Below are 26,222 nucleotides of genomic sequence, written 5' to 3' on the forward strand. Positions count from 1 at the left end.
CTTAGCTTGATGTTACTCGTGCAACCTTTTGCCCTGAGAGCATGTCATCAAACGAGGCAACTTTCGCCAAGAATGCACCTTTATTTTCGGGTAAGATAGAACTCGCTAAAGGTAAGTTCGCTTTCATCGAATCCACAGCTCTTCCACGCACCAGTACTTCAAAATGCAAATGCGGCCCGGTTACGCGACCAGTCGTGCCTGACAACGCAATTTTCTGCCCACGCTTAACCTGTTGCCCCTTCTTAACCAAGAATCGGCTCAAGTGCAGATAGCGTGTTTTGTAAACACTGTTATGTTCAATCACTATGTATTTCCCCGCATACGGGTGGTTACGAATAGCAATAACTCGACCATCACCGGTTGAATAAACTGGCGACCCTACGGGTGTTGCGAAGTCAGTACCATTATGCGGAGATATACGTCCGGTCACTGGGTGCTTACGGTACGGGTTAAATGGCGAAGTAATTCTTCGGAATTGTTTGTCTATTGGGTAGCGATTGAACGCTTGCTCAAGGCTATTACCCTCTCTGTCGTAGAAGCGTCCATCTGGAGCAAGAAACGCGGCCACTTCCTTACCTCGTAACGTAATCGATATGCCTTGGATCTCTGTTTTTCCTGTTAGATGGTCGCCTGTGTATTGCTCATTGACCAACACATTAAACTCATCGCCCGCTCTTAACTGCTTTGAGAAGTTAATCTTGTCTCTTAACGTTCGAGTAATATTGGCTATCTGGGCGGTTGTTAATCCCGCTTTGTATGCTGACGTTGAAAAACTGCCATGAACGGTGCCCTTGTAGAGCTTTTCTTTCCATTCGCCAGGCATTTCATGGAATTGGTAATTAAAGCTTCCATCATCATTTTTAGTGAAGACAGCTTGCTCTACGAGACTTTCATGGAAAATCAGCTCTACGAGCTGTTTAGAGTCACTATCCAAAAGCAACTCTAGATGATCGCCAGGTTTTATTGTATCGAGCTTCAAAGACTCAAGATCCGCTTCCATCACTTTTTGAACTGTCTCATAAGGCAGTTTCCATGACGAAAAGATGTTGCTGAGCGTATCTCCAACCTTCACGAAGTAATGCACTTTTACCAGTGTTCTTGAGCTTGTATCTGTATCTGTATCTGTATCTGTATCTGTATCTGTATATAAGTTTGATGCCCCCTCTTGATGAGTTAATAAATCTTTATAAGGAGTGACTTGAATTGAGATTTCTTCTGGTACTTCGGATTGAAAATGGAGCAAAACGGAAAGCGAGAATGCACTGATAGCGATAACGATCAGGCCAATAGGGAGGAACTTCATAAAATACTTAGCGGTTATAACAAGGAACTTGGCAAGTGTTATAACATAACAATTAATTCAAAAAAATAAACGTAATGTAAGAAACCGTTCCACAAAAGTTGCCAAAATATGGTGGGCGTGTGAAGCCCACCACCTTAAATGACATTACTCTTCACAAAGCGCTTCAAAACGATCTAAGCCGCGCAGCATCTCAAAGTCTGGCTCTTCAGCTAGCAACTCTCTCATTGAACCACTCGCTTCAATAGAACGCTCTAAGTCATCGATAGCCTGACCTTCTGCTCCTAACCTTGCATACGAACAAGCACGTTGATACAAGGCGTGGGCATTTTGGTCATCCACTTCTAACACGCGGTTACATAGGCTCATTGCCCAGTGGTATTCCTGCATATCCATCGCAGCATCCGCTTTATAGGTCAACGCTTCTAAATCACCCGGACGAACCTTCAATATCTCATCGTAAATTTCAATCTTCTGCTCGGCGGTTTGAGCGTTTTGCGCTCTGAGCCATAAATTGTGAATCTCATTGATGATTTCTATTTCTCGGTTGTTCTCTGAGATAATTCTGGTCTTACGCTTAAGATCCCTTTCAAGAACATTGAATTTCTTCTCGTAGTCTTGAGCAATCGAATTAAGTCGCTGGTCAGCCATTTCCTTGGTGGTGTGTTTGAGATCTTTCAGTGATTGCCAACCAACCAATGCAATAAGAGAAGCAACACCCGCAATAATGTAGAAGAAATACGTGACCGTGACATTGGCATAGTTCAATGACTTATCGGCGACTGTAAGCTCACGATCGGTCATCTGAATGGTCAAGCGCCTTTCCAGATCTTGCTGTTCCATTCGCAACTGCTTCAGCTCATCTAAGATATAGCGTTCCATCAATGGTCGGTCTACATACTCTTTCTCTGAGTATTTAACTTCCTCGCTTGCAAAGCTCATGGTCGTGACCAGTGAGAACACTGCAATCAATAGGATTCGAAGCATTTATACGTTCCTTATATATTTTATCTTTGTTAACTGTATCTCTTAATCGCAAGACAAGCTAGAAAGTCGGCAATTCTGCCTTCTCCTTATTGGAATTAACACTCTAAAACATCATTGATAATTATAAAACACCTGAAGCAACATCATTAATTTCTAAATTATAAAAATACCGCGTAATACTGTTCTATATAATTAATTCGCGATGCGAATATACCAAGAGTTGATTTATTGCATCGAGATGAATCTTATATTAATAACGATCAGAGCGAGGTTAATTTGAACAATCCACGATACGATTTAATGAGCCGGGTGCTGCACTGGGTCATGGCATCTGTCATCATCTATGCAACAGTCGCAGGGTATGCGATGCACTATGTCACCAGTCATCCAGAACTGTTTTCTTTTCTGTCAGTGCTCAACATGTCATTGGCGACCATTGCGACGCCATTATTCGTGGTTCGTTATGTCTGGAGTTACTTCCGGTCATCGCCAACCATGCCACTGTCTGTACCTGAAAGGCAAAAATGCGTTGCTAAACTTGCTCACTCCCTGATGTATCTAGTGATGTTTATGGTTTTCACCACCGGTTACTTGATGCTAAAAGAACCTTATTCGTTATTCTGGTTAGTGAGCGTGAATAACCCAATTACCGACCCTGCAATCAACGGCTTCTTTTTCTATTTACATCGTGCCAGTTGTATTGCCCTAGCCTGTTTAGTTGTTCTTCATGTTTGTGCTGCACTTAAACACCACTTTGTCTCTAGGAACTATGTATTGAAGATGATGCTTTAAATTTTGGAGGGATATTTAAGTAATATAAGTGATGTTCTCAGTATTCGAGGTAATCATCTGCTTTAAAAAATACAGCATGGTTTACACAAACAAAAAAGCCATAGCATGTTCGCTATGGCTTTCTTATTTCAATTTGATTACTTGGTTTGGGTATCAAGCATCACTTGCCAGTATTCACACTTGGCCAAGAACTCTTTTAAATAGAGATCTGGGTTCGCTAGTTTCTCACCGCCTTTAACATCAGCCCCAGTCACACGCCAAAAGCCACGAGTTACCAAGTTTCGGTGATAAATAAAATCGCTGATTTCATTTGTCTTTAAAGGAAGTTGCTCACCAAACGTCTGTTCGTATAGGCTCAGCGTCGAGGCTTGCTCGCTTGGCTTTTCCCTTAAAAAGGTATCCAAATCCAAGCCTAGTGGCTGCTGTTGTTCCTTTGGCAGTGCTTTAGCTAATTTAGAGATAACACTGAACAGAGCCAACTCAACTTTTTGAGACGCTAATAACGATGCACCTAAAAGCGCATGTTCATTGGAAATGTGTTGCTCTGTTGATGAAACGGTTGCTGTTGTCACTGTGTTAACCTCAAATAATCATAACGGGTGTTACTGAACTGGATAGAGTCTTTTCACTAAGCTGAATCTTATTCTTGTCATTAAGAAGAATCTTACAGTTAAGCTGAGTCTTGTAGCTAAGCAAAGTCTTGTAGCTAAACAAAGTCTTGCAGCTAAGCAGAGTCTTTCAGCAGAACACGGTCAGCATTAATAATGGTGAAGCCCGATGCATCTTCATTCTTTTCGACTTGCACTAAACCTTTAAAACCAATCTGCGACAACTTCTTCGCAAGGTGATCCGGTGCTGTTTCAAAAACAACATTCATAAAAGGTAAAGACTCAGCATCAACAAAACCATGCTCGTTAAACAGTTCCATTGCTTGAGATAAATGGTCTGAGTCGGTTAATTCGATAATTTCTACAACTTCTTCCAACAACATTTTCGATTCCATATTCGCCAGAAAGTGACTGACACAAGCACTTACGTTTTGCTCGCATACATCCCGATGCCCGAAGACACCCCTTTAGTAGTAGGGAGATCATAACATATTAATAATCGAAAAATATGTTTAATTTCCCTAACCTATTGGGAATATTAGAAAACAATAGAAACTGGTGAAGCATAGACAAGACCAGTTCGTCTCATCGAAAGCAACAGCCTGATTTGAGGCAATCAGGCTACCGTAACTTGAGAATCGCCCGTTTCGACAATCGATTCCTTCAATAACCCTGCGTAAATTCCATTGTGTGCGACTAGCTGTTGATGATTACCTTGCTCAACAATTTCACCCTGTTCCAATACCAGAATCGTATCCGAGTGACGAACGGTACTCAAACGGTGTGCAATCGCAATCACGGTTTTTTCCTTAAACAGACGCTGCATCGCTTTTTGGATGAGGTCTTCGGTGATTGAATCTACCGAGCTGGTCGCCTCATCAAGCATCATCAGTTGTCCACCTTGTGCAACCGCTCTAGCAAACGAAATAAGCTGCGTTTGCCCCACAGACAAGTTGGAGCCGTTCTTTTCCAAGTGGAAGTCATAACCTTGTGGCAATTGTTCAATAAACTTATCGGCATAAACATAGCGCGCCGCCTGTTCAACCTCCGTTCTAGATAGATGCGTTTTGCCCAGCGCGATATTGAATTGGATTGTCTCTTCAAACAGGTGCACGTCTTGCATCATCATTGAGAACAAATGAGCAGAGTCTTCGCTTGAGATCTGCGACAGCTCTATTCCATTCAACAAAATGCTGCCTTCATAGTCTTGGTAGGTTTTAGAGATCAGACGCAGAATCGTCGACTTGCCCGACCCCGTCGAACCGACAAGCGCGATTTGATGCCCTTTCTCCAATACAAACGAGACATTCTTTAGAACGTAGGGAGAGTCGTTTTTGTAACGGAAGCTCACGTTCTTAAACTCAAGACTCACAAACTGTTCGAGCTGTTTCTCAACCTTGTTAGATGGCAGCAAGTTGCGCCCTTTCTCTTCAGTCGGCTCAACAAACAGCTCTTCAATATGGTCAAACGCTGCAAATGAACTCTGAATCGAAGCGATCTGCGAAGTAAAGTCACGGATAGGAACAAACACTTTCTCTAAAGTGTTGATGAATGCGATCAACACACCTAAGGTGAGTGCCCCTTCTATCACTTGCTCAGAGCCATACCAGATCATAATTGCGATGGTGATAGAGGTGATGCCAGAGATAAACGAGAACAAAATCGCATCGTATTTATTGATCTTCTTCTGCGCTCTTAAAAACTCATCGGTATAGCCTTGGTAGCGTTGCTCGACTTGCTCTTCTGCTCGGTACATCTGAACGGTTTTCATGCCAAATAAGACTTCTTGTAAAAAGCCAATACCGCGAGCCAGCGAAGAACGAGTCACCTTATAGAGAGCACGAAGTCGGTTTCTCACATACACCGTCAAATACATCACTGGCGGCATAATGATCAACACAATCATCGTTAACTGCCAATCAATGAAGAACATCATCACCAACAGAGCAATGGTATTGATGCTGTCTTTAACTAGCCCTACAACCGACTGAACAAATGTCTCGCCGATGGTTTCCAAGTCACTGGTTAATCGTGAAAGTGTTACGCCAATCGGTGTGTTATCAAAATAGCTACGTGGCAGTTTAAGCACGCGAGCAAACAACACTGAACGCATGTCGGTTATCGTATATTGACCCGTTTTACGCAGGTTATATGAATAGATAGTATCCACCACATAACTCGCCACCAGAACTGCGACTAGATAGAAGACATACTCGAGCAGTCCATCCATATCCCCATGGCTCAGATGTACATCAATCACTTGAATGATCAGCCAAGGAAACAATAAGCTTGTAATGACAGAGAGCGGAAGCATAGCGATACCTAGAATCGCAGAGCGTTTGTATTTCTTAGCAAACTTAAAAAAGTGCTTGAGGTACTTAAGATCAACACCTTTTAACATGCTGCTGCCTCCGTTTCATTCTGCTGTAACTGCCATGTATCGTAATAGTAATCACACGTTTTCAATAACGTTGCATGGTCGCCCTTCGCGATCACCTTACCTTCGTTCAACACGATGATTTCATCCATATATTCAAGGGCATTAACACGGTGTGAAACCACAAGTACTGATTGACTTTCCAAGCGCTTAAACAAGCCTTCCAAGATCTTTCGTTCTGTTTCATAGTCGACGGCCGATAGAACGTTGTCCATGATGATCAGATCGGTGGGTTGTAATAAAGCGCGAGCAATACTTAAGCGCTGCTTCTGGCCGCCTGACAACATGATCCCTTTCTCACCAACTAAGGTTTGATCGCCGTGTTCAAAACGTGTCACATCACTGGCCAACTGACTGAGCTCCAACACTTCATCAACCTGACTCTTTGCCAAGTCAGTATCTAAGCTGCCAAAGCGGATATTGTCCTCGACGGTTGCTGAAAACAGGAAAGGGTCTTGAGTCACGGTTTTCACGTAACGGCGCAAGTCACTGCGTGAGAAGCTAGTGACATCTCTTTCGCCAAGAAAAACCGAACTTTCTGGTACATCCAAGTGATGGTTCAAGCAGTTCACTAATGTCGTTTTACCCGCTCCGATCCCGCCTAACACACCCACTTTCTTACCTGCTGGAATATCAAAGCTGATGTCATCGAGAATCACGCGATCTTCACCTGAATAGCTGAAGCTGAGGTTGCGAACAGAAAACGTTTTTCCCTTCAGCGATTCAACATCTAATTCAGTAAGCTTATCTTCATCTAGCTCTGGGACTTTGGCATTAAGAATGGTTTGTGCACTTTGAATGCCTACCATGCCACGCTGATAAATGGTCGCGATTCTGCCAAGCTGCATCAATGGCATAGCGAGCAAAACTGAGTAAGTTAGAAAGGCGGTAATCTCACCAAGTGTGAGTTCTTGTCTCATTAACATGTAGCCACCTAGCCCAAGAATGATGATTTTCATCAGGTCATTGGCGTAGTCGAGTACCGGCATAAAGAAGACTTGAATGCGTGTAATTTTAAGGCGGCATTCAAGCAATAACTGGTTCAGCTTTTCAGTTTCGGCTTTCACCCAAGGTGACATCTGCTGGCTCTTAATCAAGTCAATCCCAGACAGATAACTCATTAACTGGGCAGACAGGTTTTGTAGGCGCTTCATGTGTTCTAAATGCAGCGTTTTCATACGCTTGAAGCCCACACGGAAAATCACAAAAGCGATTGAGATAGGAATAATCGAATACAGTGTGAGTTCTGGCGATATGCGCCACATGTAAAGAGGCGTCAGCGACAACGCAAGCAACGCATTGAAGAACTGCAAAAAGCCGACGCCAAACAGCAGTCGAATCCCACTAAGGTCGTTGTTGATAATCGAGATCAGTCGACCCGAAGCAAAGCGTTCGTGAAAGCTGCTTGGTAAACGATTCAGCTTTTGTAGAAGTGTACTTTTGAGCGCTGCTTCTGTAATTCGCCCCGGATTAAGCGCATAGATACGAGACAGAATTCTCACCACCACCATGGCGACAGACATGCCGACTACAATCCAAACATAGCTTTGCAGTTGCTGATGGCCAGTTGAAGAAGCGTCATCAATCAAATCTATCGCCAATTGGATATAACGAGGGATCTCTACTTGTAACCAGTTGACGAGAAAAATGAACACAATCGCTAGTAAGTACGAGGTGCGATTCATGCGCAGATAATGGGCAATAAACTGTCTTTTATTCATAGTATTCTTTGTTTAGGGCAGGCTCACAGCGAGAACTAGCGATATGACCGGGCAGTTAAGCTAGATAGGGTCATCACTGAGGTAAAGATACATCAAAAACACTTAGTTGACAATATCAACCATATTCAATAATTGATTACCGCTATTACATTTTAGCATTGCTAGAAACAACTTTGCCGCCAAAAATGGCGGCAAATATCTGATTATATGAAAAATTCGCTTTAAAGAATAACGTCTACCTGCCCGTTTTCAATATCCACTAAACGCTTCACTTCACTTCCCATCGCTGATGGATACCATACCTCTACCCAAACTCTATCGACATGATTAGGAAGAAGCAGTGTCGTAGAAAAATCAATGTCCTCATTTATCGGTGTTCTCAACACTTGTGAGGTGTAATCGACAACCTCACCATTAAAATCAGTGTAGATACTCATAAAGCCTCGAGAGCTTTGTGAACTTGCTACGTCAACGCTCACAACAACCTCTCTCTCGGTAGAGAAGTCAAAACCTTCCGGTACGGATAGCTCTACTGATTTCAGCGCTTGCTGTACAGGTGTAACGCTAGAGGTAACCGCGTTGCTGACCCCAGCAGGAGCGCTACTTGGAGGGGCTACTGAACTTGGCGTTGAAGTGGTTGAGCCGCCACCACCACCTCCGCCACACGCAGTAAGAAAGACCAAAGTTACACTACTCAGCATTAGTTTAGTTGTATTCATAAATCCTCCTTGATTAATCTTCAGTAGACCAAGTTTTGTTGGCGTTAGGGTCCAAGTACCAGGTTGGTTTTGAAGAACCTCCTGAGGTCGCCCATTCAGCAAAGTCTGGGTATGCCTCACTGATATCGATGTACTCTGATGGATGATTCCAAGGAGATGAAATTAAGATACCCCAAGGCATATTTTGCGTAGTTCGATAGTATTTATCACTAGATGGGTCTGAATCGTCTTGCGCGATGCCATAGAAATCACTCACTAACGTGCCACGAGACGTTGGTGGTAAGTCTGCGGTATGGATTTCTAAATCTTTACCCGGAGATGTAGAGAAACTGTCACCGTGGTAATAACCAGCTCCCGCACCAAAGATGAATGGGTCGAAGCCACTTAATGGCATCAGTGAACTCACTGTCGGCTCGCTTCCAGAAGCAAACGGTAGAGAAATGCTGAACGTCATTTGGTCAGCTTCTAACGTCGGGCTACAAGAAGGATTAGTGCGGTGGAACATGCACTCACCGTGAATCGGAAGATCATTTTTTAGGTTCAACGAAGCGACAACAACGAGGTCTCCTCCTGGCGATGCAACATTTTTGTCCTCACCTGTAAACGGCGAGATATTTACTCGAGTCGCGCCATTCTTTTGCACTCGAGCCGTTTGAAGATCAACATCTGACTCATCGAAGCCATCAAGCTTCCATCCTAGTCCATTACCATAAGAAGCACCGTAGGCCATTATGGTTCCCGTAATGTCCATTCGAAGCACTGCGTCATCTTTACTTAAAATGGTAGTGCGGTAGTAAACCACGACGTCATTTAAGTCAAAGTCACCAACTTCTGGCCAATTATCTTCGAACGCCGCTGTGTAGTAATTTGAATGTTGGATAGTGGTTCCTGGGTCAGTTACATTGAAAACATAATCCTCTACTTCGCCATCGCCTACATAACCATCACTTGGAATGTTCGGGCTACTTGCTAGGCGGAAGCGAGTTTGAACGACACCAACAACTGCATCATCACCAACACGAATCGGAACAACTTGACTACCATCCACTACTGCATGATTTGTCAGTATTTGCTCGTCATCAGCGAATGCCCCATCCATGTCCCAATCAGCCCACGCTTGAAGATAACCACTTCCCACAACATTTACGTTGATTAGGCTATCCAGCCCTATCTCTAGGTTAGATAACAAGGTAATACCGTCGTCATCATTCCCGCCAATATCCAAATCATCGCCATTTGATGACGCACCGGGTTGTCCATCGGTATCTGCATCAATACTCGCGCCTAGATATAGTATTGAAGAGACCGCGTGCTCAGCACCATTACTTGCCTGCAATGTGCCGTAACTATCAGGAGCGTCTCCGAAATCAGATTCATCGGAGCTTTCAATTGGAGTGGTGAATCCGGAGAGATCCCAGTTGCCATCGAACGCGGAAAAAATGGGATTTGGGAAACTACTACCGCTTGTCGTCACCGTTTCAAATTGTAGGGTGACAATCGAGGTGTTTTTGAACGTAAATTTAACCGCCCCTGAAGTATCGGTTTCGGAGTAATTTGTACCCGGCCCACTGAACAAAACCGAATCTCCATCTTCGCTTTCCTCAGCGGTTAAACTCGCGCCAGCAGAACCTGTTTGATAGCTGTAAAAACCTTCACTTTTAAACACACGAACTTGCTCTGATTGAACGGGTTCGCCATCAATGTCATATCCAATCATATCGAACTCTGGAACGGTATAAGGTTCTGAAAACGTGCCAGATAACCCGTCAGTTCCGTCATAAAATTCGAATGTATAGATAAGGCCTGCTGCGCCCGCAGAATTCGTTTGATAAAGGAAACCAATGTCTCCGTCTGGCTGATCCGGGCCTTCTTTATAATCGGGCGTGTGGAATAAAAACGTAGCATCACCAAAAACTTCACTGCTCACTTTCGCATCTATCGTTTTTCCATTGTGTGTGCCCACATTCAAAAAATGAATGACCGTGCCATCGTAAGAAGGGCCCGCCCAAGTGCTCAAATTTGTTGATTCAATATGGTTAGAAAAGTCTAGATCAACGGACGTTGCATAGAGAGGGGCGCTGACTGCCGCTGTGATAAGGGAAATAACCTGTCTGTATTTCATAATAAACCTCTACTTTATCTTCGCTAAGGCGAATTCCTTGAAAAGTACTTGAACTCAAAACGGCAGATTAAATAAACGTGATTCAAACAAGTAAATGGTGGAACGAATCAAGTGCTGGTCTATTAGTGTTGATGCCGAGTAAACAAGCTGCATATTCAATAAAGCAAAAGGGAAGCCAAGTTTTCGTGCAAGTGAAAAATAAGGATAAGAACATGAAAATAAAGGTTAATTTTTGTTTTTAACTTTTCAAACTGAGGCTGATGAGTCATATATTCAAAATAGGAATCAATTTGAAAGTCTGTTAGATACATCAACGTTCTATGCTGTTTGGAAACCGGATAAGCTGTTTAAGGGCTGGAGGCGTTTTGCTTAAAACTCAAACTACGATGTGTTTGGTCAAGTAAAGGGGTAGGTATTATTGTTCGTTCATGGTTAGCAAGACTGTTTAAAAATATTCTACTTTTAAACAGTCTCGATTTATTAAAAGGGTTACAGCATTTCTTTTGCGATGAGATGTAACAAAAAGGTTTCACGTTCAATGCTCATGCCCTTCTTAGAGCTCTCAGCCATGGTTTTTTCGTTGTGAGCGATCGCTTCATGGATATTCAGCCACACCGGTTTCATCCCGTTTTTCACTTCGTAGTCTTCGTAAGCCGTTTCACCCAGCTCGCGATCAATCTTGCATGAGTAGCAGTAAGAGATCATGTGCATCATATCCGCATCGTCTTTATACCAAGGACGGAACTCTTCAAAAATGCCAAACGGCTTAATGCTATGGATATTCTTCGCGCCTGTCTCTTCTTCGAGTTCACGCACCATACCAGCAATCACATCTTCACCTTCATCCAAACCACCACCAGGAATAGTGTAGTCGTGATAACGCTCTGTATAGAGCATCAGAATGTCTTCACCATCTAATACAATGGCGCGGGCAGCATTACGCTTGTATACCGTTTTATTGTCTAGATGATCGATATCAGGGTGGATGGTGGTTTTTAGGTGTCTCATGATTCTGACTGCTCTACTGAATTTGGCGGCATCATATCATAATCATCAATAGATTCGAGGTTCTCCGTCCCCCACTAGAACACATACCCTCTGCTTTTGATCGCTGTTCGCCCACGGCTATCGAGTCAAAACAACCATCAAGTAGCGCCTTATTGACGGAGGCCGTTCCTGTAATAGCATCAGCTATGTCAGCTTGATCAAACACTCAAAAAGCACTTAAAAATAGCGAAATATCAACCTATTTCAATATCTTGACCAAATTAGGACAACCTTTTCTGAAATCTAAAATATACTAATTTCATAGAGCTTCTCATTTGGTTCTGTAGAACTTAACGCATTCGATTATAGAGTTATCACATAGGAGATAGACATGAAGAAGATTGGTTTGATGGCTGTATGTGCCGTTGTATTAGGCGGTTGTGCAAACGACTATGCAGAATATAGCGAAGGCCAACGTGTTTCAGTCGCTAACCCAGCAGCGGTTTATTGTGTTCAACAGGACGGTGAATTAAACACGGTTACTGAAAACAATCAGCGTACAACTTACTGTGTATTCGATGACGGTGAACGTATCGAGCAATGGGAGTACTACCGCAATAACCATGAGCAAGAAACTGAAAAGTAATAACTTCTATTACAAGTTTCCAATATCAAAGCTTTAAAACCCTCCCCCTAAAAATTCAATTATGTTACGTAAACTGCCTGCCATAAGGCAGCGGTTTACCGTATATGCACACCAATTGAACACTGTTTTATTCCTGGCATAGCTCTGACATTAGCCTAACCGAGGCCGATAGAATGCCTGCCCGTTACAAATATTTACACATAGAATTATTATGAAAAGCCAATCTAAAACCAATGAACAAACTCCAATGTCGTTTGAACTGCCAGAGTTCACCCTTTCCCAATCGACATCTCAAGTGATCTACAAACGATGCCAAACCGCTCTCGTTGTTTTAGCGATAGGCATTGTCGCAAACCTTGCACTTCGAATTGATTTTGTATTGTTGAATGGCAATGTTGGTGAGGTCTCGGCGACCGAGATGCTGCAACAGTTACTGCTTATCGTGACATCTGGCTCTTTTGCTTATTTAGCAAGAGAGAAGCGCGAAGTTAAGCACGCAGCTCTTCTTATCAGCGCATTCTTCGCAGTGTTGTTCATTCGTGAAATGGATTTTTGGTTCGACAAGATCGTACATGGTGCATGGGTTGTCCCTGCCCTATTGGTTGCTGGCAGTGCAATTTTCTATGCGATTAAGAATGGTAAAAGAACCATTGATCAGCTTGCGCTTATTCTTGCTTCCCCACACATGAACCTACTCGTTACTGGCGTAATGCTACTGTTGGTGTTCTCTCGTCTATTTGGCATGGGCAGCTTTTGGCACAATGTTATGGGCGATGATTATGTTCGCGTGGTTAAGAACATCGCCGAAGAAGGCACTGAACTTTTGGCTTACTGCCTGATTGCGTTTGCGAGCTTAAAGACCGTTATTGGCATCACGAGAAAGAAATAAACATCTATCGCCACCAGAGATGTGTGTGATCCGATTCCGGGTCTAAATAACGATTCAATAAAGTCAGGTTAGTATCTAGTAGAGCTAGGTATTCCCTGACTTTTTTTATGTCGGTACCCACGGAAGTCTGCTGGATACAGCGCTCCAATACTGGGAGTAAGCTGTCGACGATGTCAAAATGAGGTGCCCCCTCTACTAACGCCTTTACAGCTATCAGTGCCTCCAACGACAGTCTTTCAGGCTCCCTCCTAACCAACTCCAAATCTCGCTTGAATGTGCCCGCAGAAACACCTTCAAGATAAACTCGATAGGTTGTCAGCACATCCATCCACAAAAACAATTGCCCTTGAGTATTTTGATGAGGATATGGCACAGCAACATGAGCTTCTAGCTGAGGATCGATTTGTAGTTCGACCCCAAGTGCAGAGCACTTCTCGACCAAAATCTTAAGCAAGCCTTGTTCGTCCATTAGTGATTGGATCTCGAAAATACGTTGTAAATGGTAGTCATTCGAAACGAACGTCACCTTCACACTCTGCCCGCGGGTAAACAGTCCACTTTCAATCATCTCTGAAGCTAAGTTCTGAATGTTCTCAACCGTATTTGTCGAATTCTGCTCAAGCAAAATCGCCCCCAAGGAAAACGGATATTCTCGCTGGCTTTCCAGACTTCGAAAATACTGGTGCATTGCATCCGCTTCAGAGGTGGTTTGACCTTTTGTCACCCCACCACAAAATGCAACACCCGTTTTCTGAATAGACTCTTCTGCCAAAGGCCCCGCCAGATACTCCACCAAAGCATCAACTCGACTGATGCCTTCATCAGTCAATTTATTCCCATTAAGTCGCTTACCTAGCACAATAAGGAGGTGATTAATGCTCATTTTATGTTCAAGTCTCGTTTTAGTGATTAGATGGAGTGAATTATGTATACAATAGTTCTTAACAAAAGTATTTTTAAATTCCTAAATGTAGCTCGCAATAATGCTCACTATTGATAGCAACATCTTAAGGTACACAAGAATCAACGTGCAGCTATATAAAGCAAAAATAGCACGGTCTTGTATTTCATCGAACTACACGCTTGTTAACATTAATCTCATTGAAAGAATACGCTCACTCAAAGAAGTGAGGTTAACAAAAGATATACTTTAACCAGAGTTCGTTCATCGAACCGTCTTCACAGGAAGTTACTATGCTGTCTATTTTTGATATCTACAAAATTGGGGTTGGCCCGTCCAGCTCCCACACAAATGGACCAATGATCGCTGGGTTTAACTTTACCCAAAAAATTGATGCTCAGCTTAAGCAAGTGAAGCGTATTCAAATCGACTTATATGGCTCGTTATCATTGACGGGTATTGGTCACCACACAGACAGAGCAACTTTGTTAGGTTTGCTCGGTAATCGCCCCGACACTATTAAGATTACCAGTGCTAACCAAGCAATGCGTAAAGCGATTGAAGATAAATCTCTACTGGTTAGCGGTAACCATGAAATTCACTTCGATGTAGAAAGCGACTTACTCTTCCATAAAACTAATCTTCCGCTTCATGAAAATGGCATGACAATCTCAGCCTTTGACGCAAGCGGTAGTCTTCTAGATATGGAAACGTACTACTCAATTGGTGGTGGCTTTATCGCAACCGCTGATGAGCTACAAAACGGCAAGCAAGAAGCAGAAACACAAGTTGAGTTCCCTTTTTCTTCTGCCGACCAATTACTTGAATTGTCAGAACAGCAAGGGCTTAGCCTTGGTGGCTTAATCCTTCGCAATGAAGTGTCTTTTCAAGGCATGGACATGATTGACCAAAAAGCCGACCAAATCTGGAAGGTGATGTCTCTGTGTATGCAGCGTGGCTTTGATACTGAAGGTATTCTTGATGGTGGACTAGAAGTCACTCGTCGAGCGCCAGCTCTTTTGAAAAAATTGGAAGCGAATGCTTCGATTGAAAATGATCCAATGGAGATCATGGATTGGATTAACCTGTTTGCCTTTGCTGTAAGTGAAGAAAACGCAGCGGGTGGCCAAGTGGTAACATCTCCAACCAATGGTGCGGCTGGCGTTATTCCTGCGGTATTAATGTACTACCACCGTTTCATTAAAGAGCTCGACACTAAGCAGCTGAAAGACTTCTTGGCAGTCTCTGGCGCTATCGGCATCCTATACAAAACCAATGCTTCAATTTCTGGAGCAGAAGTAGGTTGTCAGGGTGAGGTTGGCGTATCTTCATCAATGGCTGCTGCTGGCTTAACCGCTTTGCGCGGTGGCAGCAACGAGCAAATCTGTATCGCAGCTGAAATCGCAATGGAGCACTCTCTAGGCATGACATGCGATCCGATCGGCGGGCTTGTTCAGGTGCCATGTATCGAGCGTAACGCAATGGGTGCAATGAAAGCCATCAACGCATCACGTATGGCTCTAAAACGCACCAGCAAGTGTCTTATCTCGTTAGACAAGGTTATCGCAACCATGTACCAAACAGGTAAAGACATGAACAAGAAGTACCGTGAAACGTCTTTAGGTGGTTTAGCGGTGATCCACATGGCGCCACCGTGTGAATAGCTAGTTGCGGTGACCAGTTAGATGCGGTGACTAGCTAGATGCGATGAATAGTCGAGATACAGAGAATAGTTGAAACGCAATACATCGCTGACACGCATGACGAGGCATCACCTCACTCAGAACCGTTATTGTAAACTTAGTTTTCGATATCCAAACAAAGGCCAGCCACCAAGCTGGCCTTTTTATTGGCTAAAATCCAACAGCCAATTGAAAGTGATACTCACTTGAACATTTTATAAGATGACCAATGTTAACTTTTCCTTTATCCGTTCATTACTTAGCCACAAATGAAGGTAGCTAAATTTCTCACAGTTATGCATCCATTATCAAAATCTAACATTGCAAATTTCATTCATGAGAAATATCAATGCACTCATAAGAAAAGGTATATCGAGTAAAGTTCTGTTTGGGATGCATGTTTCATTTTATGTATTGCTAGTGATGGTATTATAATTAGGTTATTACACTACATCTTAATACTAATGTGAGAATAAAATAATGTGGAATAGATTAAACAAATCAATGATGTTCTGCCAAATGATGTTTGGACTTTCGTTCTATGGCGTCATGGTGATCTTGACTCGTTTCTTCCTTGAAGATCTTAACTACAATGAAGCCGACACAATGATGGTTGTTGGTGCTTTCTCTGCAATCGGACCGCTATTTGCTATTGCAGGTGGCTTCATCGCCGACAAATTTTTAGGCGCATACCGATCGTTGACCATTGCCTTTCTAGGGTTCGCAAGTGGTTATGCTCTACTGGTACTCGGTGCCGCGGCGACCAATGTTCCAATGGCATTATGTGGTATTGCTTTAGCGAGTTATGCGCGTGGTTTGATGTCCCCTTCTTACCCAAGTCTTTACAAACGCACGTTCAAAACTCAGGAAGATTTCGAAAACTGCTATCCTATCAACTACTCAGTCAACAATATTGGTGCGCTTTTAGGCCAGTACTTGTTCCCGATGCTAGTGCTGGTTGTTGGTTTCCACGGTGGCTTCCTTCTTTCGGCTGCTCTAGCAGGTGCTGCACTTCTGATGATGCTCTTTGTTCGCAAAGGCCTTGTTGGAGCAAGTGCTGAAATCGACCAAAAACCAGTAAGTACTAAACATTGGGCTGCATTCCTTAGCCTTTCTGCTGCAATGATTGGCTTGGTATTCTTCATGTTTTCTAACATGGATATCGGCCAGAACATCGTATACGCAATTGGTGGTGCAGCGATCATCTACTTTGTCTCTTTGATGATGAAATCGAAGAAGTCAGACATGCTGAAGATGGGTACGATCTTAATCATCACATTCCTGACGACATGTTTCTTCGTGTACTACGGCCAAATGATGACGTCGATGACAATGGTTGCAATCAACACAATGCGTGGCGATCTATTCGGCTTCATCCCAGTAGCCCCTGAAGCGTCAATGGCAATGAACCCACTTTGGTGTATGGTTGCAGGCCCTATCATTACGGGCATCTTCTCTAAACTAGAAAAGAAAAACATTCATTTCTCTACCGCAACCAAAGTAGGTTTCTCTTTCATTCTGACGGCGATCGCTTTCGGTATCTTAACGATGGCAGTAACAACCGTTGGTGAAGATATTCTGATTCGCCCTGAAGTGTTCTTAGCAATCCACTTCTTCCTAGCATTTGGTGAGGTTATTGTTGGTTCTATGGTTGTAGCATTCATTCTGTCTGTTGCACCTAAGCAAATCGAGAACTTCTCAGTAAGCTTATTCTCTGTCGCAATCGCACTATCAGGCATTGTTGGTGCTGTATTCTCAACGTCTATTGCACTTGAGAAAGGCCAAGAGATCACACAAGAGATCGTTCAAACGGTTTACGGTGATTACTTCCAACTACTAACTATCCTAGCGGTAGTAATGGTTGGTATCGCAATGGCAGCATCGTTCATTATTCGTAAGATGCTAGACGCTGCGAAAGCCGCTGATGAAACGATTGAACTAGAGCAAGCAAACAGCTAGTTCTGCCACGTTAAATAGCTCTAACACTTCAAGCCCTTTAGTTTTCTAAAGGGCTTTTTTTGTCGATATTTTTGTTTCTATTGATATCGGGTTCAAGTTACGTTGCGCTTGTGTAAACAAAAGTAAATGATAATTATTAGTATTGAGTGTTTTCTTGTTCAGGATTATGATGTGGAAATCAAAATCTAAGAGAGCCTTATATGAGCAAGCCTAGCCCTATCACATTAACCGTTACTCAAACCTCAACAATTACACCGAATATGCAGCGTATAACGCTTAGCGGTGAAGGATTAAGTAAGTACCCAACCGAATGTGCCGGCGGCTACATCAAGCTTTTGTTCTCGCCACTCGGCACCACAGATTTAAGTCAACTGAACGAAGGTGAGCGCCCAACCATGCGCACTTACACCATTCGTCAGTACAACCCTGTCGAAAAGTGGATTGAGGTTGATTTCGTACGCCACATCACCACAGATCTGCAATGTGGCTTTGCTGCAAGATGGGCAATGAACGCAGAAGTAGGTGACACGGTTTCAGTAGCAGGCCCTGGATTAATTCAAGGGCTGAATCTAGAATCGGATTGGTTCTTCTTGGTGGCAGATATGACTTCGCTACCTGCGCTCTCTGCAAAAGTAAAAACGCTTCCGGAACACGCAGCAGGCCACGCTGTCATTCAGATCAATTCAGCAGCAGACAAGCAAACACTTGAAGTACCTCAAGGTATAAAAGTCACTTGGTTAATTGAAGATGCAACTGAAGAAACACTTTCACAAACAGTTCGCAACACAGAATGGTTAGAGGGGCAGGTTTCGATTTGGACGGCGTGTGAATTTGAAAGTATGCGCGAACTAAGACAGTACTTCCGCAACGAAAAAGAAGTCGCGAAAGAGAACATCTACATCAGTAGTTATTGGAAACGTGGCGTCACTGAAGATGGCCACAAAGTATTGAAGCAACAAGATGCTCAAGCTTTAGCAGGTTAAACCTGTTACGACATACATCTTTTTGCTAGATAAATAGAAAACGCCCTTAGCGAAGTTCATCTCGTTAAGGGCGTCTTAGTTTGAATCCGATGAAAATCAAAGTCGAAGTGTAAAATTAAATACTCTCCCCCACTTCAATCTCGTAACCGAGATCTAACTTCGCCACCCATTCATTGTTGCCTTGCAAACGCGCTACAACTTGCTCTGCAGCGACTTTACCGATCTGCTCCCTAGGTGTTACGACAGTCGCTAAACGCGGCGTCATCGCCACTGTGATGTCGTGTCCGTGGAAGCCTGCAATCGCCATCTGCTCTGGTACCTGAATACCACGTCGTACACACTCGTAAAAAGCACCAATGGCCAAATCATCGTTAGTACAAAAAATGCCATTCACTTCAGGGTGCTTCTCAAGTAATTCACCAATCAGCTTTGCACCAAGAGTAAACGAGGAAGCGTCTTCCGTTTGCAGCGTTACTGGCGTTTTGTCGGCTTCTTGCATCGCATGCTCATAGCCTGCCATTTTTAAGCGAGTACGTTCATCCATACGTGCCGCTAAGTAAGCGATATTGGTACGCCCTCGGTCGAGCATGGTTTTGGTCATCGCTCTTGCCGCTTCGAAGTTATCAAAGCCGACGGCTTGTTCAATTCTTGGCGATACCGAATCCATAATCTCAATCACTGGGATAGAAACAGTCTGCAGCATCTTACGCGCTCTATCAGTGTGCACATTTTCTGAAAGGATAATCGCGTCAACGTTGTAAGAAAGCAGCGAAGCGATGCTTTGCTCTTCCAGTTCAGCGCTATAGCCATAGTGGGCAATCATGGTTTGGTAACCCGCAGGCGCAGTGACTTGCTCAATACCACGAATAACTTCAGCAAAAACTTGGTTAGTTAACGAGGGGACCAAAACACCAATCGCATTGCTTTTTGCGTTGGAAAGAATGTCTGGTGCGCGGTTAGGGATATAACCTAACTCGTCTACTGCAGCGCTGATCTTATCTCGCAGTGCTTCTGATACTTGAGAAGAGTCTCTCAGGCAGCGACTGACGGTCATTTTGGTGACACCAACTAAGTTGGCAACATCTTGTAATGTTGGACGTTTTTTCTTATTCGACATAATTAGTAATTATTATTTTTGAGTTATGTTACTGGTAACAGTGTATCCGACTGACGTGGAATTTGAAGCCTAATTTAGTAAAATGTTGATACAGCGTCAAAATTACAAACGCCCTCTTGTTGAGGGCGTTATTGATTGTTTAAGCGTTTACTTTTACTTCAGTTCTCGGAGACTGACTCCAAGTCACGTGAAACTTTTCAGCTTCATCTCTATCGACTCGTGAATAGGTATGTGAGCCAAAATAGTCACGTTGCGCTTGCAATAGATTCGCTGGTAACACTTCACAGCGCAGAGAATCAAAGTAGCTTAATGCTGAACTGATCCCCGGCATCGGCACACCATACAAAGCTGAGTTAGCAACGGCGATACGCCAAGCAAGCTCACGCTCTTCCACTTGTTTGATGAAAACCTCGTCAAACAACAGGTTCGCCAGCTCACCATTTTGTTGATAAGCCGATGTAATACCTTGTAAGAATGCTGCACGAATAATACAACCTGCTCGCCAGATCTTAGCTATTTGAGTGAAATCGAGATTCCAACCCTCTTTGTCTGACGCTGTCTTTAATAAATCAAAGCCTTGTGCATAAACAGACAACTTGGCGCAATATAGAGCATCATGAAGCTCAGAAATAACTTCTGTTTTATCCAACTGACTCGCATCGGCAACATTGCCTTTAAGAAGCTTGCTGCCTTGAACGCGTTGTGATTTCTGACCGCTCATCGCACGTGCATAAACCGCTTGAGTAATGGTTGGGGTTGGACACCCTTCTTGAAGGCTGTTAACTGCTGTCCACAATCCCGTGCCTTTCTGCCCTGCTTTATCAAGCACAACATCAACGAATGGCTTACCCGTCACCACATCTTCTTGTTGAAGAATGTCGGCACTGATTTCCATCAGGTAACTATTAAGTACGCCTGTATTCCATTGCTCGAAAACTTGGCCAATCTCTTGAGCTGGCATTTCAAGTACATCACGCATGAACTGATACACTTCGCAGATAAGCTGCATGTCGGCGTATTCAATGCCATTGTGAACCATCTTAACGTAATGCCCAGAGCCTGAAGGACCAACATACGCCGCGCACGCTTCACCCGCTTCAAACTGAGCAACCGGTAGCCCATTAGCATCCACTTTTGCAGCAATCGCTTCCCACATCGGTTTCACATATTGCCAAGCCGATTGGTCGCCACTCGCCATGAGCGCCGGGCCAACGCGAGCGCCTTCTTCCCCACCAGAAATAGCAGTGCTGAAGAAACGAAGCTTGCCTTTGTAGCTCACTTCGCGTGCCTCGGTATCTGTCCATAAGCTGTTACCTGTATCGATAACAATGTCGTCATTTTCTAAGCCAGCATCAAGCAAGCTATTCACGACGATATCGACAGGTTTTCCAGCAGGAACCGACAAAGCGATTACACGCGGCTTAGCTAGCCCTTGCAACACATGCTCAAGGCTAGTCCCTTTTGTGAACTGGCCTTTACCAGTAAACGATTCATTAAGCAGCTTTGCTTCTGTACTGGCACGTTCAATGTTGTCTGTATTCAAATCAAAGCCAGCAACGTTAAAGCCGTTATCCAATAGGTTGAGCGCTAAGCTTTTGCCCATCACTCCTAAACCAATCATCGCGATGTCGTTTTTTAACTGAGTCATGGTTTAGCCTATCTTCTTAATTTGTTTGAGTGCACTTTGTACTACCTGTTCGACATCTTGTGAGATATCAACAAACAACGCATCGGCTTCATTCGGTTCAACCAAGGTTGCGAACTGGCTTTTCAACATTTCTTGACCATTGAAGTAATGGTTCTCGCGCGCTTTGTGGCGGTTCCAAATGGTGTCGAAGCTACCTTGTAGGTACACGATAACTAAACCTTCATTGTTCTTTCGTAGAATGTCGCGATATTGAGGTTTCAATGCTGAGCATGCAATCACAGCACTTGGCTGCTCAATGTATTGCTTGTTGAGTGTTTCTAGCCACCCTTGACGATCTTCGTCAGTCAGCGGAATACCTTGACGCATTTTTTCTACGTTGCTTTGCGGATGGAAGTCATCGCCATCAAAGAATTGAAGCTCTAAAGCCTGTGCGATACGGCTACCAATTAGGCTTTTTCCGCATCCAGATACGCCCATCACGAGTATTTTTTTGCTTTTCATAAGGCAAGCCTTCCCTAAGCCCCAACCAAAACAGGGGCTGACAATCGAATCTAATCTAATAGTTAAACTTGTGTTGCTGATGATCGGTTCCTGAACATTAGATTCGCTCTGGAACCTTTGCTGTTATTGCCACCAAAGCGCGAGCTGAGGGAAGATAATAACCAGTGCCAGCACCAATACTTGAAGTGCAATGAACGGCAGTAGTGAAGAGAAAATCTCACCTAAGCTGATGTCTTTTGGTGCTACCGATTTCAGGTAGAAAGCCGCTGGACCAAATGGTGGTGACAAGAACGACACCTGCATGTTTAGGCAGAACACAACGCCGAACCATACTGGGTCAAAACCAAGGCCAGTGATGATTGGAACGAAGATTGGCATTGTTAGAAGTGCTACACCTACCCAGTCAAGGAACATGCCTAGTACCAACAAGATAGCCATCATGATTAATAGCGTTACTGTCGCGTTACCGCCACTGAGCGCAAGAATAGTTTCTTCAACAAAATCAATGCCGCCCATCAGGTTGTAGATCCCAACCAATGCGCTTGCACCGATACCAATCCACATGATCATGCCGCAGGTACGCATGGTTGCGATGGCACTCTCTTTCAACATGCTGAAGTTCAGTTCACCACGGATTAACGCACTGATCATGATACCAACCACACCCAAAGCAGACGCTTCTGTTACTGATGCGATACCTGTGTAGATACTGCCCAAAACCGTTGCGACAGAAAGCAATGGGAAGAACAGAGCTTTGAAGTAGCTTGGCTGATTGGCGATATCTTCTTCTGTCTCATCATCACTTGGAATAGGTGCAAGAGAAGGGTTTAGCTTACAGCGAATCAATACGTAGCCAATGTAACAGCCCGCAAGGATAAACGCTGGCAAGAAAGACGCTTTGAACAGGTCGCCAATCGATACGCTGGCTGTCATACCGTAGATGATCAGTACGATACTTGGCGGAAGCATGGTACCAAGTGCGCCACCTGCACAGGTTGTACCAATAGCAAGCTTACGGTCATAACCTAAACGAAGCATTTGTGGCAGTGCAAGAATACCCAGAAGAACGGTTTCACCACCGATAACGCCTGACATTGAAGCCAATAGAACCGCTACTAATAGCGTTTGAACTGCCACACCACCACGAACCTTACGGCCGACAGATTTCATTGCATCAAACAAATCTCGAGCAATGCCCGAACGGTCTAGTAAAGCGGCCATCAATACAAACATCGGTACTGCGAGGAACACATAACCAGAAGCAAAGCTGTAGGTACGGCTTGCGATCAAAGGCAGGGCATCAGGACCAAACCAACATAGAGTGAAGAAAATCGCGACAAAGCCTGTTACGAACGCTAGCTGCATACCGGTCAGTAGCAAGCCAATCATCATAACCAGCATGAGCAAGCTGCCCCATGCGATACCAATAGAAGATAAATCAAACATCGTCATTCTTCCTTAGACCCATCAACTCTTGGATTAGGTGTAATACAAACTGGACAACAAGAACACACAAAACGACAAAGATCAGGCCTTTCAACAACGCAGGATAAGGCGCGTTTAACACTGAGCCTGATGTCTCAAGACGGAATTCACCCCAAGGTGCAAACCACGCTTCTTCCGCAGTAAAGTAAGCCGCGTAAGCCAGCATGCCTGCAAAGGCCAAACCAACAATGTGGTGAACAAGATTAAGATACTTACGTGCTTGGTTAGACACTGAATCGTAGATAAGAACCACACGTACATGCTTATTCGCAGCAAACGCGTAGATACCACCAATAATGAATAAAGAACCACCGATGAAAGAAGCTGTTTCATGTACCCATGTGGTCGGGGCATCAAATGCGTAACGCATCACAACTTCATAAAATGAAATCAATACAGTAAAAATAAACAACCAGCTAACGAGATTACTGAACTTTATAACAAAACGATCAAGCGCATTTCTTGGTTGCTCGTCGTTTTCAGCTGGGGCGTGGGGGATTTGATCGGTCATGAGCCAAATTTCCTGGGAGAATACGGGAGAGCAGTGCCCTCCCCCGTCAGTAAACTAAGTTTGAATTACAGTAAGCCGTTTTCTTCTAGGAACACAGTCACTGAGGTGTAAACTTTTCCTGCGTTATCAGAACGCTCTGCAAATACTTTCCATTGACCTTTCGCGATTTCACGGAACTTTTTACGTTCTTCTTGAGACCAGTCGTGGATAGTGATTTCTGGGTTCGCTTGAGCTTCTTTAAGTGCCGCTTGGTCAGCCATTTTCAGCTGAGTCGTCATGTCGTAAGAGAAGTCACGCACTGATGTTTGCAGCATTGTTTGTAGATCAGCTGGCATCTTGTCCCATTTCTTCTGAGAAATAGAGATATCGATAAGCGGTAGTGAATGGAAACCCGGTTGAACTGGATGTGTTGCAATGTCGTTCATGCCCGCTTTTTGGTTGGTAGAGAATACCGTGTAGTCCGCTGCATCAATTACGCCTTTGCTTAGGCCAGTAAATACTTCAGAACCCGGCAGGTTTACCGGAGTCGCACCCGCAGCTGCAAACACTTGTTGTACTAGGCCTTCAGGTGCACGCAGTTTAAGACCTTTAAGATCCGCGACGCCGTCGATTGGCTTTTTAGAGATGAAAGACTCAACACCCGTAGTAGAAGCACCAACGAACTGAACACCGTAAGGCTTATACAGTTCAGTCATTAGTTCGTTACCACCACCGTAGTTCATGTACTGAAGCAGTTGTGTTGTGTCTGACCATGCGCCAACCATGTTACCGATAAGACCAAATGCTGGATCTTTACCAGAGAAGTAACCTGTTGCTGTGATGTGACCATCTAGGATGCCCATTTTGATCGCGCCTAGCGTTTCTGTGTGCTTAACCACAGCGCCTACAGGCAGAAGATCGATATCAATACGTCCGTTAGACATCGTCTCTACGCGCTCAGCCCACTTCTGCTGAACCTTGAAGTTCAAGTCACCAGAAGGATCTGAAGATTGAATTTTAAGTTTAAAGTCTGCAGCCATTGCTGAAGTAGCAAATAGACCAGTGAGGGAGGCAGCAATCAGCGTTTTAGTCAGAGCTTTCATTTGGGTATCCTTATGAGTTTCACAGAGTCCGGCTTGTTATTATATGTTACCGGTAACGTTGGAGTGGATGTTACCGGTAACTTTACAGCCTTGTCTATGAGAAGGATCACATCTTTAACATTAGTAAAACGTTTGCTATCAATAAGAAAAATGTGACTAAAAAGTCACATTATAGGTTGGAGGTAGGATTTAATTTCTTTTTAAGTCAGTGAGATAACTAAACCTGCAATGATAAAAACGACGCCTACACCGCGAGTGGCGTGCCACTTTTCCTTTAAAAAGTAGATCCCCATCACTACGCCGAAGATGATGCTTACTTGCCTTAGAGCGACAACCAAGCTGACATTTTCAGTCATGGTCATCGCAAACAGCACCAAGCCATAAGTCGAAGCCATCATGATGCCAGCAAGTGTTGCTCTTTTACGCAATAACCAAGCATTATGAAATTCGATTTTTTGATTCGACACGAGTAACCACAGGCTCAATGGAATCACAATCGCCCAAAACTGAATGCCTAGATAGAAAATCGCGGTGTGCTTGTTAGTTATAACTGGTGTGCTCAAAGGATCGAGTAACAAAAGCGCTTCTTTATCAATGATGGAATAGCCCGTGGTACCAATGGCCGCGATTAACGCCCACAGTACGCCAAGGTTGAGATACGCTTTTAACCTAAGATCTGAAAACTTCTTAAGTGGTACAAACAAACAACCCAAGGTAATCAAGGTGAAGCCAAACCATTGATTAGGTGACAGCTCATAGCCTATCAACACCGTGCCTAAACCCACCATCAACACAGGCAGTGCCCGTGCCATTGGGTAAATCACACCGATATCAGCTTGTTTATAGGCCGCGCCTAACCCAATCAAATAGATGATTTGACAGATCCCACTCAAGAAAACCAGTTGCCAGAATGGAAGTAAGATATTTGACAGTCCAACACTGTGAACATACCAGATCAAGTAAGGCGTCAATATCGCGGCAGCGGCAAAGCCAGAGGCTAAGAAGAAAGACGAGCCCGAGCCTTGATTAGATTTACCTAGAACGTTCCAACCCGCATGAAGCAGAGCCGAAATTATCACGATGACGATGGCAGAAAATTCCATTTCATTCCTAATTTATTAACTGACTTATAAAAGCCGTCGCTG

At 43.9% G+C, this 26,222-nt stretch carries 23 protein-coding genes; 6 read left to right on the forward strand and 17 right to left on the reverse strand.

Translation table 11 applies throughout. The annotated features are described in order from the left end of the window. Position 1: 1 nt before the first annotated feature. Together AACR09_RS24255 and AACR09_RS24260 are read right to left on the reverse strand one after the other, a co-directional pair. Positions 2 to 1,303 carry a peptidoglycan DD-metalloendopeptidase family protein gene (locus tag AACR09_RS24255; protein WP_193834583.1) on the reverse strand — a complete coding sequence of 434 codons (1,302 nt, stop codon included), beginning with the start codon at positions 1,301 to 1,303 and terminating at the stop codon, positions 2 to 4. A 144-nt stretch (positions 1,304 to 1,447) separates the two neighbouring features. Then, complete coding sequence (locus tag AACR09_RS24260) at positions 1,448 to 2,287, reverse strand: tetratricopeptide repeat protein (protein ID WP_004730180.1); 840 nt, start codon at positions 2,285 to 2,287, stop codon at positions 1,448 to 1,450. A gap of 300 nt (positions 2,288 to 2,587) precedes the next feature. On the opposite strand from AACR09_RS24260, the gene AACR09_RS24265 reads away from it, so the two are divergent. Further along, positions 2,588 to 3,079, forward strand: coding sequence for a cytochrome b (locus AACR09_RS24265; protein ID WP_193834652.1), 492 nt, complete (start codon positions 2,588 to 2,590; stop codon positions 3,077 to 3,079). Between the two features lie 137 nt (positions 3,080 to 3,216). Here the strand turns inward: AACR09_RS24265 and AACR09_RS24270 are convergent, their stop codons facing one another. The 7 genes from AACR09_RS24270 to AACR09_RS24300 form a co-directional block, all read right to left on the reverse strand. Then, positions 3,217 to 3,651: a hypothetical protein gene (locus tag AACR09_RS24270; RefSeq protein ID WP_102442198.1), complete on the reverse strand. Its 435-nt coding sequence runs from the start codon at positions 3,649 to 3,651 to the stop codon at positions 3,217 to 3,219. Between the two features lie 152 nt (positions 3,652 to 3,803). Then, positions 3,804 to 4,070, reverse strand: coding sequence for a hypothetical protein (locus AACR09_RS24275; RefSeq protein WP_076645221.1), 267 nt, complete (start codon positions 4,068 to 4,070; stop codon positions 3,804 to 3,806). A 233-nt stretch (positions 4,071 to 4,303) separates the two neighbouring features. Beyond that, complete coding sequence (locus AACR09_RS24280; protein ID WP_193834585.1) at positions 4,304 to 6,088, reverse strand: ABC transporter ATP-binding protein; 1,785 nt, start codon at positions 6,086 to 6,088, stop codon at positions 4,304 to 4,306. Beyond that, positions 6,082 to 7,845 (reverse strand): ABC transporter ATP-binding protein, encoded by a 1,764-nt coding sequence (locus AACR09_RS24285; protein WP_193834587.1) that lies wholly within the window; start codon positions 7,843 to 7,845, stop codon positions 6,082 to 6,084. Before AACR09_RS24285 ends, AACR09_RS24280 begins: the two co-directional genes overlap by 7 nt. 221 nt (positions 7,846 to 8,066) lie before the next feature. Then, positions 8,067 to 8,564 carry a hypothetical protein gene (locus AACR09_RS24290; RefSeq protein ID WP_004730171.1) on the reverse strand — a complete coding sequence of 166 codons (498 nt, stop codon included), beginning with the start codon at positions 8,562 to 8,564 and terminating at the stop codon, positions 8,067 to 8,069. A 13-nt stretch (positions 8,565 to 8,577) separates the two neighbouring features. Beyond that, positions 8,578 to 10,686, reverse strand: a complete 2,109-nt coding sequence (locus AACR09_RS24295; RefSeq protein WP_193834589.1) for an LruC domain-containing protein — start codon at positions 10,684 to 10,686, stop codon at positions 8,578 to 8,580. Between the two features lie 489 nt (positions 10,687 to 11,175). Further along, positions 11,176 to 11,694 (reverse strand): NUDIX hydrolase, encoded by a 519-nt coding sequence (locus tag AACR09_RS24300; RefSeq protein ID WP_017085453.1) that lies wholly within the window; start codon positions 11,692 to 11,694, stop codon positions 11,176 to 11,178. A gap of 370 nt (positions 11,695 to 12,064) precedes the next feature. Between AACR09_RS24300 and AACR09_RS24305 the strand changes: the two genes are divergently transcribed. Continuing rightward, the gene (locus AACR09_RS24305; protein ID WP_050711834.1) at positions 12,065 to 12,319 is read left to right on the forward strand and encodes a putative hemolysin; all 255 of its coding nucleotides are present in this window, start codon (positions 12,065 to 12,067) and stop codon (positions 12,317 to 12,319) included. Between the two features lie 211 nt (positions 12,320 to 12,530). After that, positions 12,531 to 13,208: a hypothetical protein gene (locus AACR09_RS24310; protein ID WP_065205912.1), complete on the forward strand. Its 678-nt coding sequence runs from the start codon at positions 12,531 to 12,533 to the stop codon at positions 13,206 to 13,208. A 4-nt stretch (positions 13,209 to 13,212) separates the two neighbouring features. On the opposite strand, the gene AACR09_RS24315 is transcribed toward AACR09_RS24310, so the two are convergent. Beyond that, a complete protein-coding gene (locus AACR09_RS24315; protein ID WP_193834590.1) occupies positions 13,213 to 14,091 on the reverse strand; it encodes a YdcF family protein in 879 nt (292 codons plus the stop codon). A 311-nt stretch (positions 14,092 to 14,402) separates the two neighbouring features. On the opposite strand from AACR09_RS24315, the gene AACR09_RS24320 reads away from it, so the two are divergent. The 3 genes from AACR09_RS24320 to AACR09_RS24330 all read left to right on the forward strand — a co-directional run bounded on the left by AACR09_RS24320 (position 14,403) and on the right by AACR09_RS24330 (position 18,733). Further along, on the forward strand, positions 14,403 to 15,773 hold the full coding sequence (locus tag AACR09_RS24320; protein ID WP_193834592.1) for an L-serine ammonia-lyase: 1,371 nt from the start codon (positions 14,403 to 14,405) through the stop codon (positions 15,771 to 15,773). A 498-nt stretch (positions 15,774 to 16,271) separates the two neighbouring features. Continuing rightward, positions 16,272 to 17,750 carry a peptide MFS transporter gene (locus AACR09_RS24325; RefSeq protein WP_193834593.1) on the forward strand — a complete coding sequence of 493 codons (1,479 nt, stop codon included), beginning with the start codon at positions 16,272 to 16,274 and terminating at the stop codon, positions 17,748 to 17,750. A 200-nt stretch (positions 17,751 to 17,950) separates the two neighbouring features. Then, a complete protein-coding gene (locus AACR09_RS24330) occupies positions 17,951 to 18,733 on the forward strand; it encodes a siderophore-interacting protein (protein ID WP_102511610.1) in 783 nt (260 codons plus the stop codon). Positions 18,734 to 18,848: 115 nt separating this feature from the next. On the opposite strand, the gene gntR is transcribed toward AACR09_RS24330, so the two are convergent. From gntR to AACR09_RS24365, 7 genes are all read right to left on the reverse strand, one after another. Beyond that, positions 18,849 to 19,850, reverse strand: coding sequence for a gluconate operon transcriptional repressor GntR (gene gntR, locus AACR09_RS24335; protein ID WP_017079677.1), 1,002 nt, complete (start codon positions 19,848 to 19,850; stop codon positions 18,849 to 18,851). Between the two features lie 139 nt (positions 19,851 to 19,989). Beyond that, positions 19,990 to 21,498 carry an NADP-dependent phosphogluconate dehydrogenase gene (gene gndA, locus AACR09_RS24340; protein ID WP_193834595.1) on the reverse strand — a complete coding sequence of 503 codons (1,509 nt, stop codon included), beginning with the start codon at positions 21,496 to 21,498 and terminating at the stop codon, positions 19,990 to 19,992. Between the two features lie 3 nt (positions 21,499 to 21,501). Then, positions 21,502 to 21,999 carry a gluconokinase gene (locus AACR09_RS24345; protein ID WP_102538040.1) on the reverse strand — a complete coding sequence of 166 codons (498 nt, stop codon included), beginning with the start codon at positions 21,997 to 21,999 and terminating at the stop codon, positions 21,502 to 21,504. A 123-nt stretch (positions 22,000 to 22,122) separates the two neighbouring features. Next, entirely contained in the window at positions 22,123 to 23,445 is a 1,323-nt protein-coding gene (locus AACR09_RS24350; protein ID WP_010428786.1) for a TRAP transporter large permease, read from the reverse strand. Further along, positions 23,438 to 23,995, reverse strand: a complete 558-nt coding sequence (locus AACR09_RS24355) for a TRAP transporter small permease subunit (RefSeq protein WP_193834597.1) — start codon at positions 23,993 to 23,995, stop codon at positions 23,438 to 23,440. Before AACR09_RS24355 ends, AACR09_RS24350 begins: the two co-directional genes overlap by 8 nt. A gap of 65 nt (positions 23,996 to 24,060) precedes the next feature. Continuing rightward, a complete protein-coding gene (locus tag AACR09_RS24360; RefSeq protein ID WP_009845626.1) occupies positions 24,061 to 25,077 on the reverse strand; it encodes a TRAP transporter substrate-binding protein in 1,017 nt (338 codons plus the stop codon). A gap of 200 nt (positions 25,078 to 25,277) precedes the next feature. Next, positions 25,278 to 26,180 carry an EamA family transporter gene (locus tag AACR09_RS24365; protein ID WP_108086730.1) on the reverse strand — a complete coding sequence of 301 codons (903 nt, stop codon included), beginning with the start codon at positions 26,178 to 26,180 and terminating at the stop codon, positions 25,278 to 25,280. Positions 26,181 to 26,222: the final 42 nt, after the last annotated feature.

This window comes from Vibrio sp. OPT20 (assembly GCF_963889365.1).
Taxonomy (GTDB): domain Bacteria; phylum Pseudomonadota; class Gammaproteobacteria; order Enterobacterales; family Vibrionaceae; genus Vibrio; species Vibrio splendidus.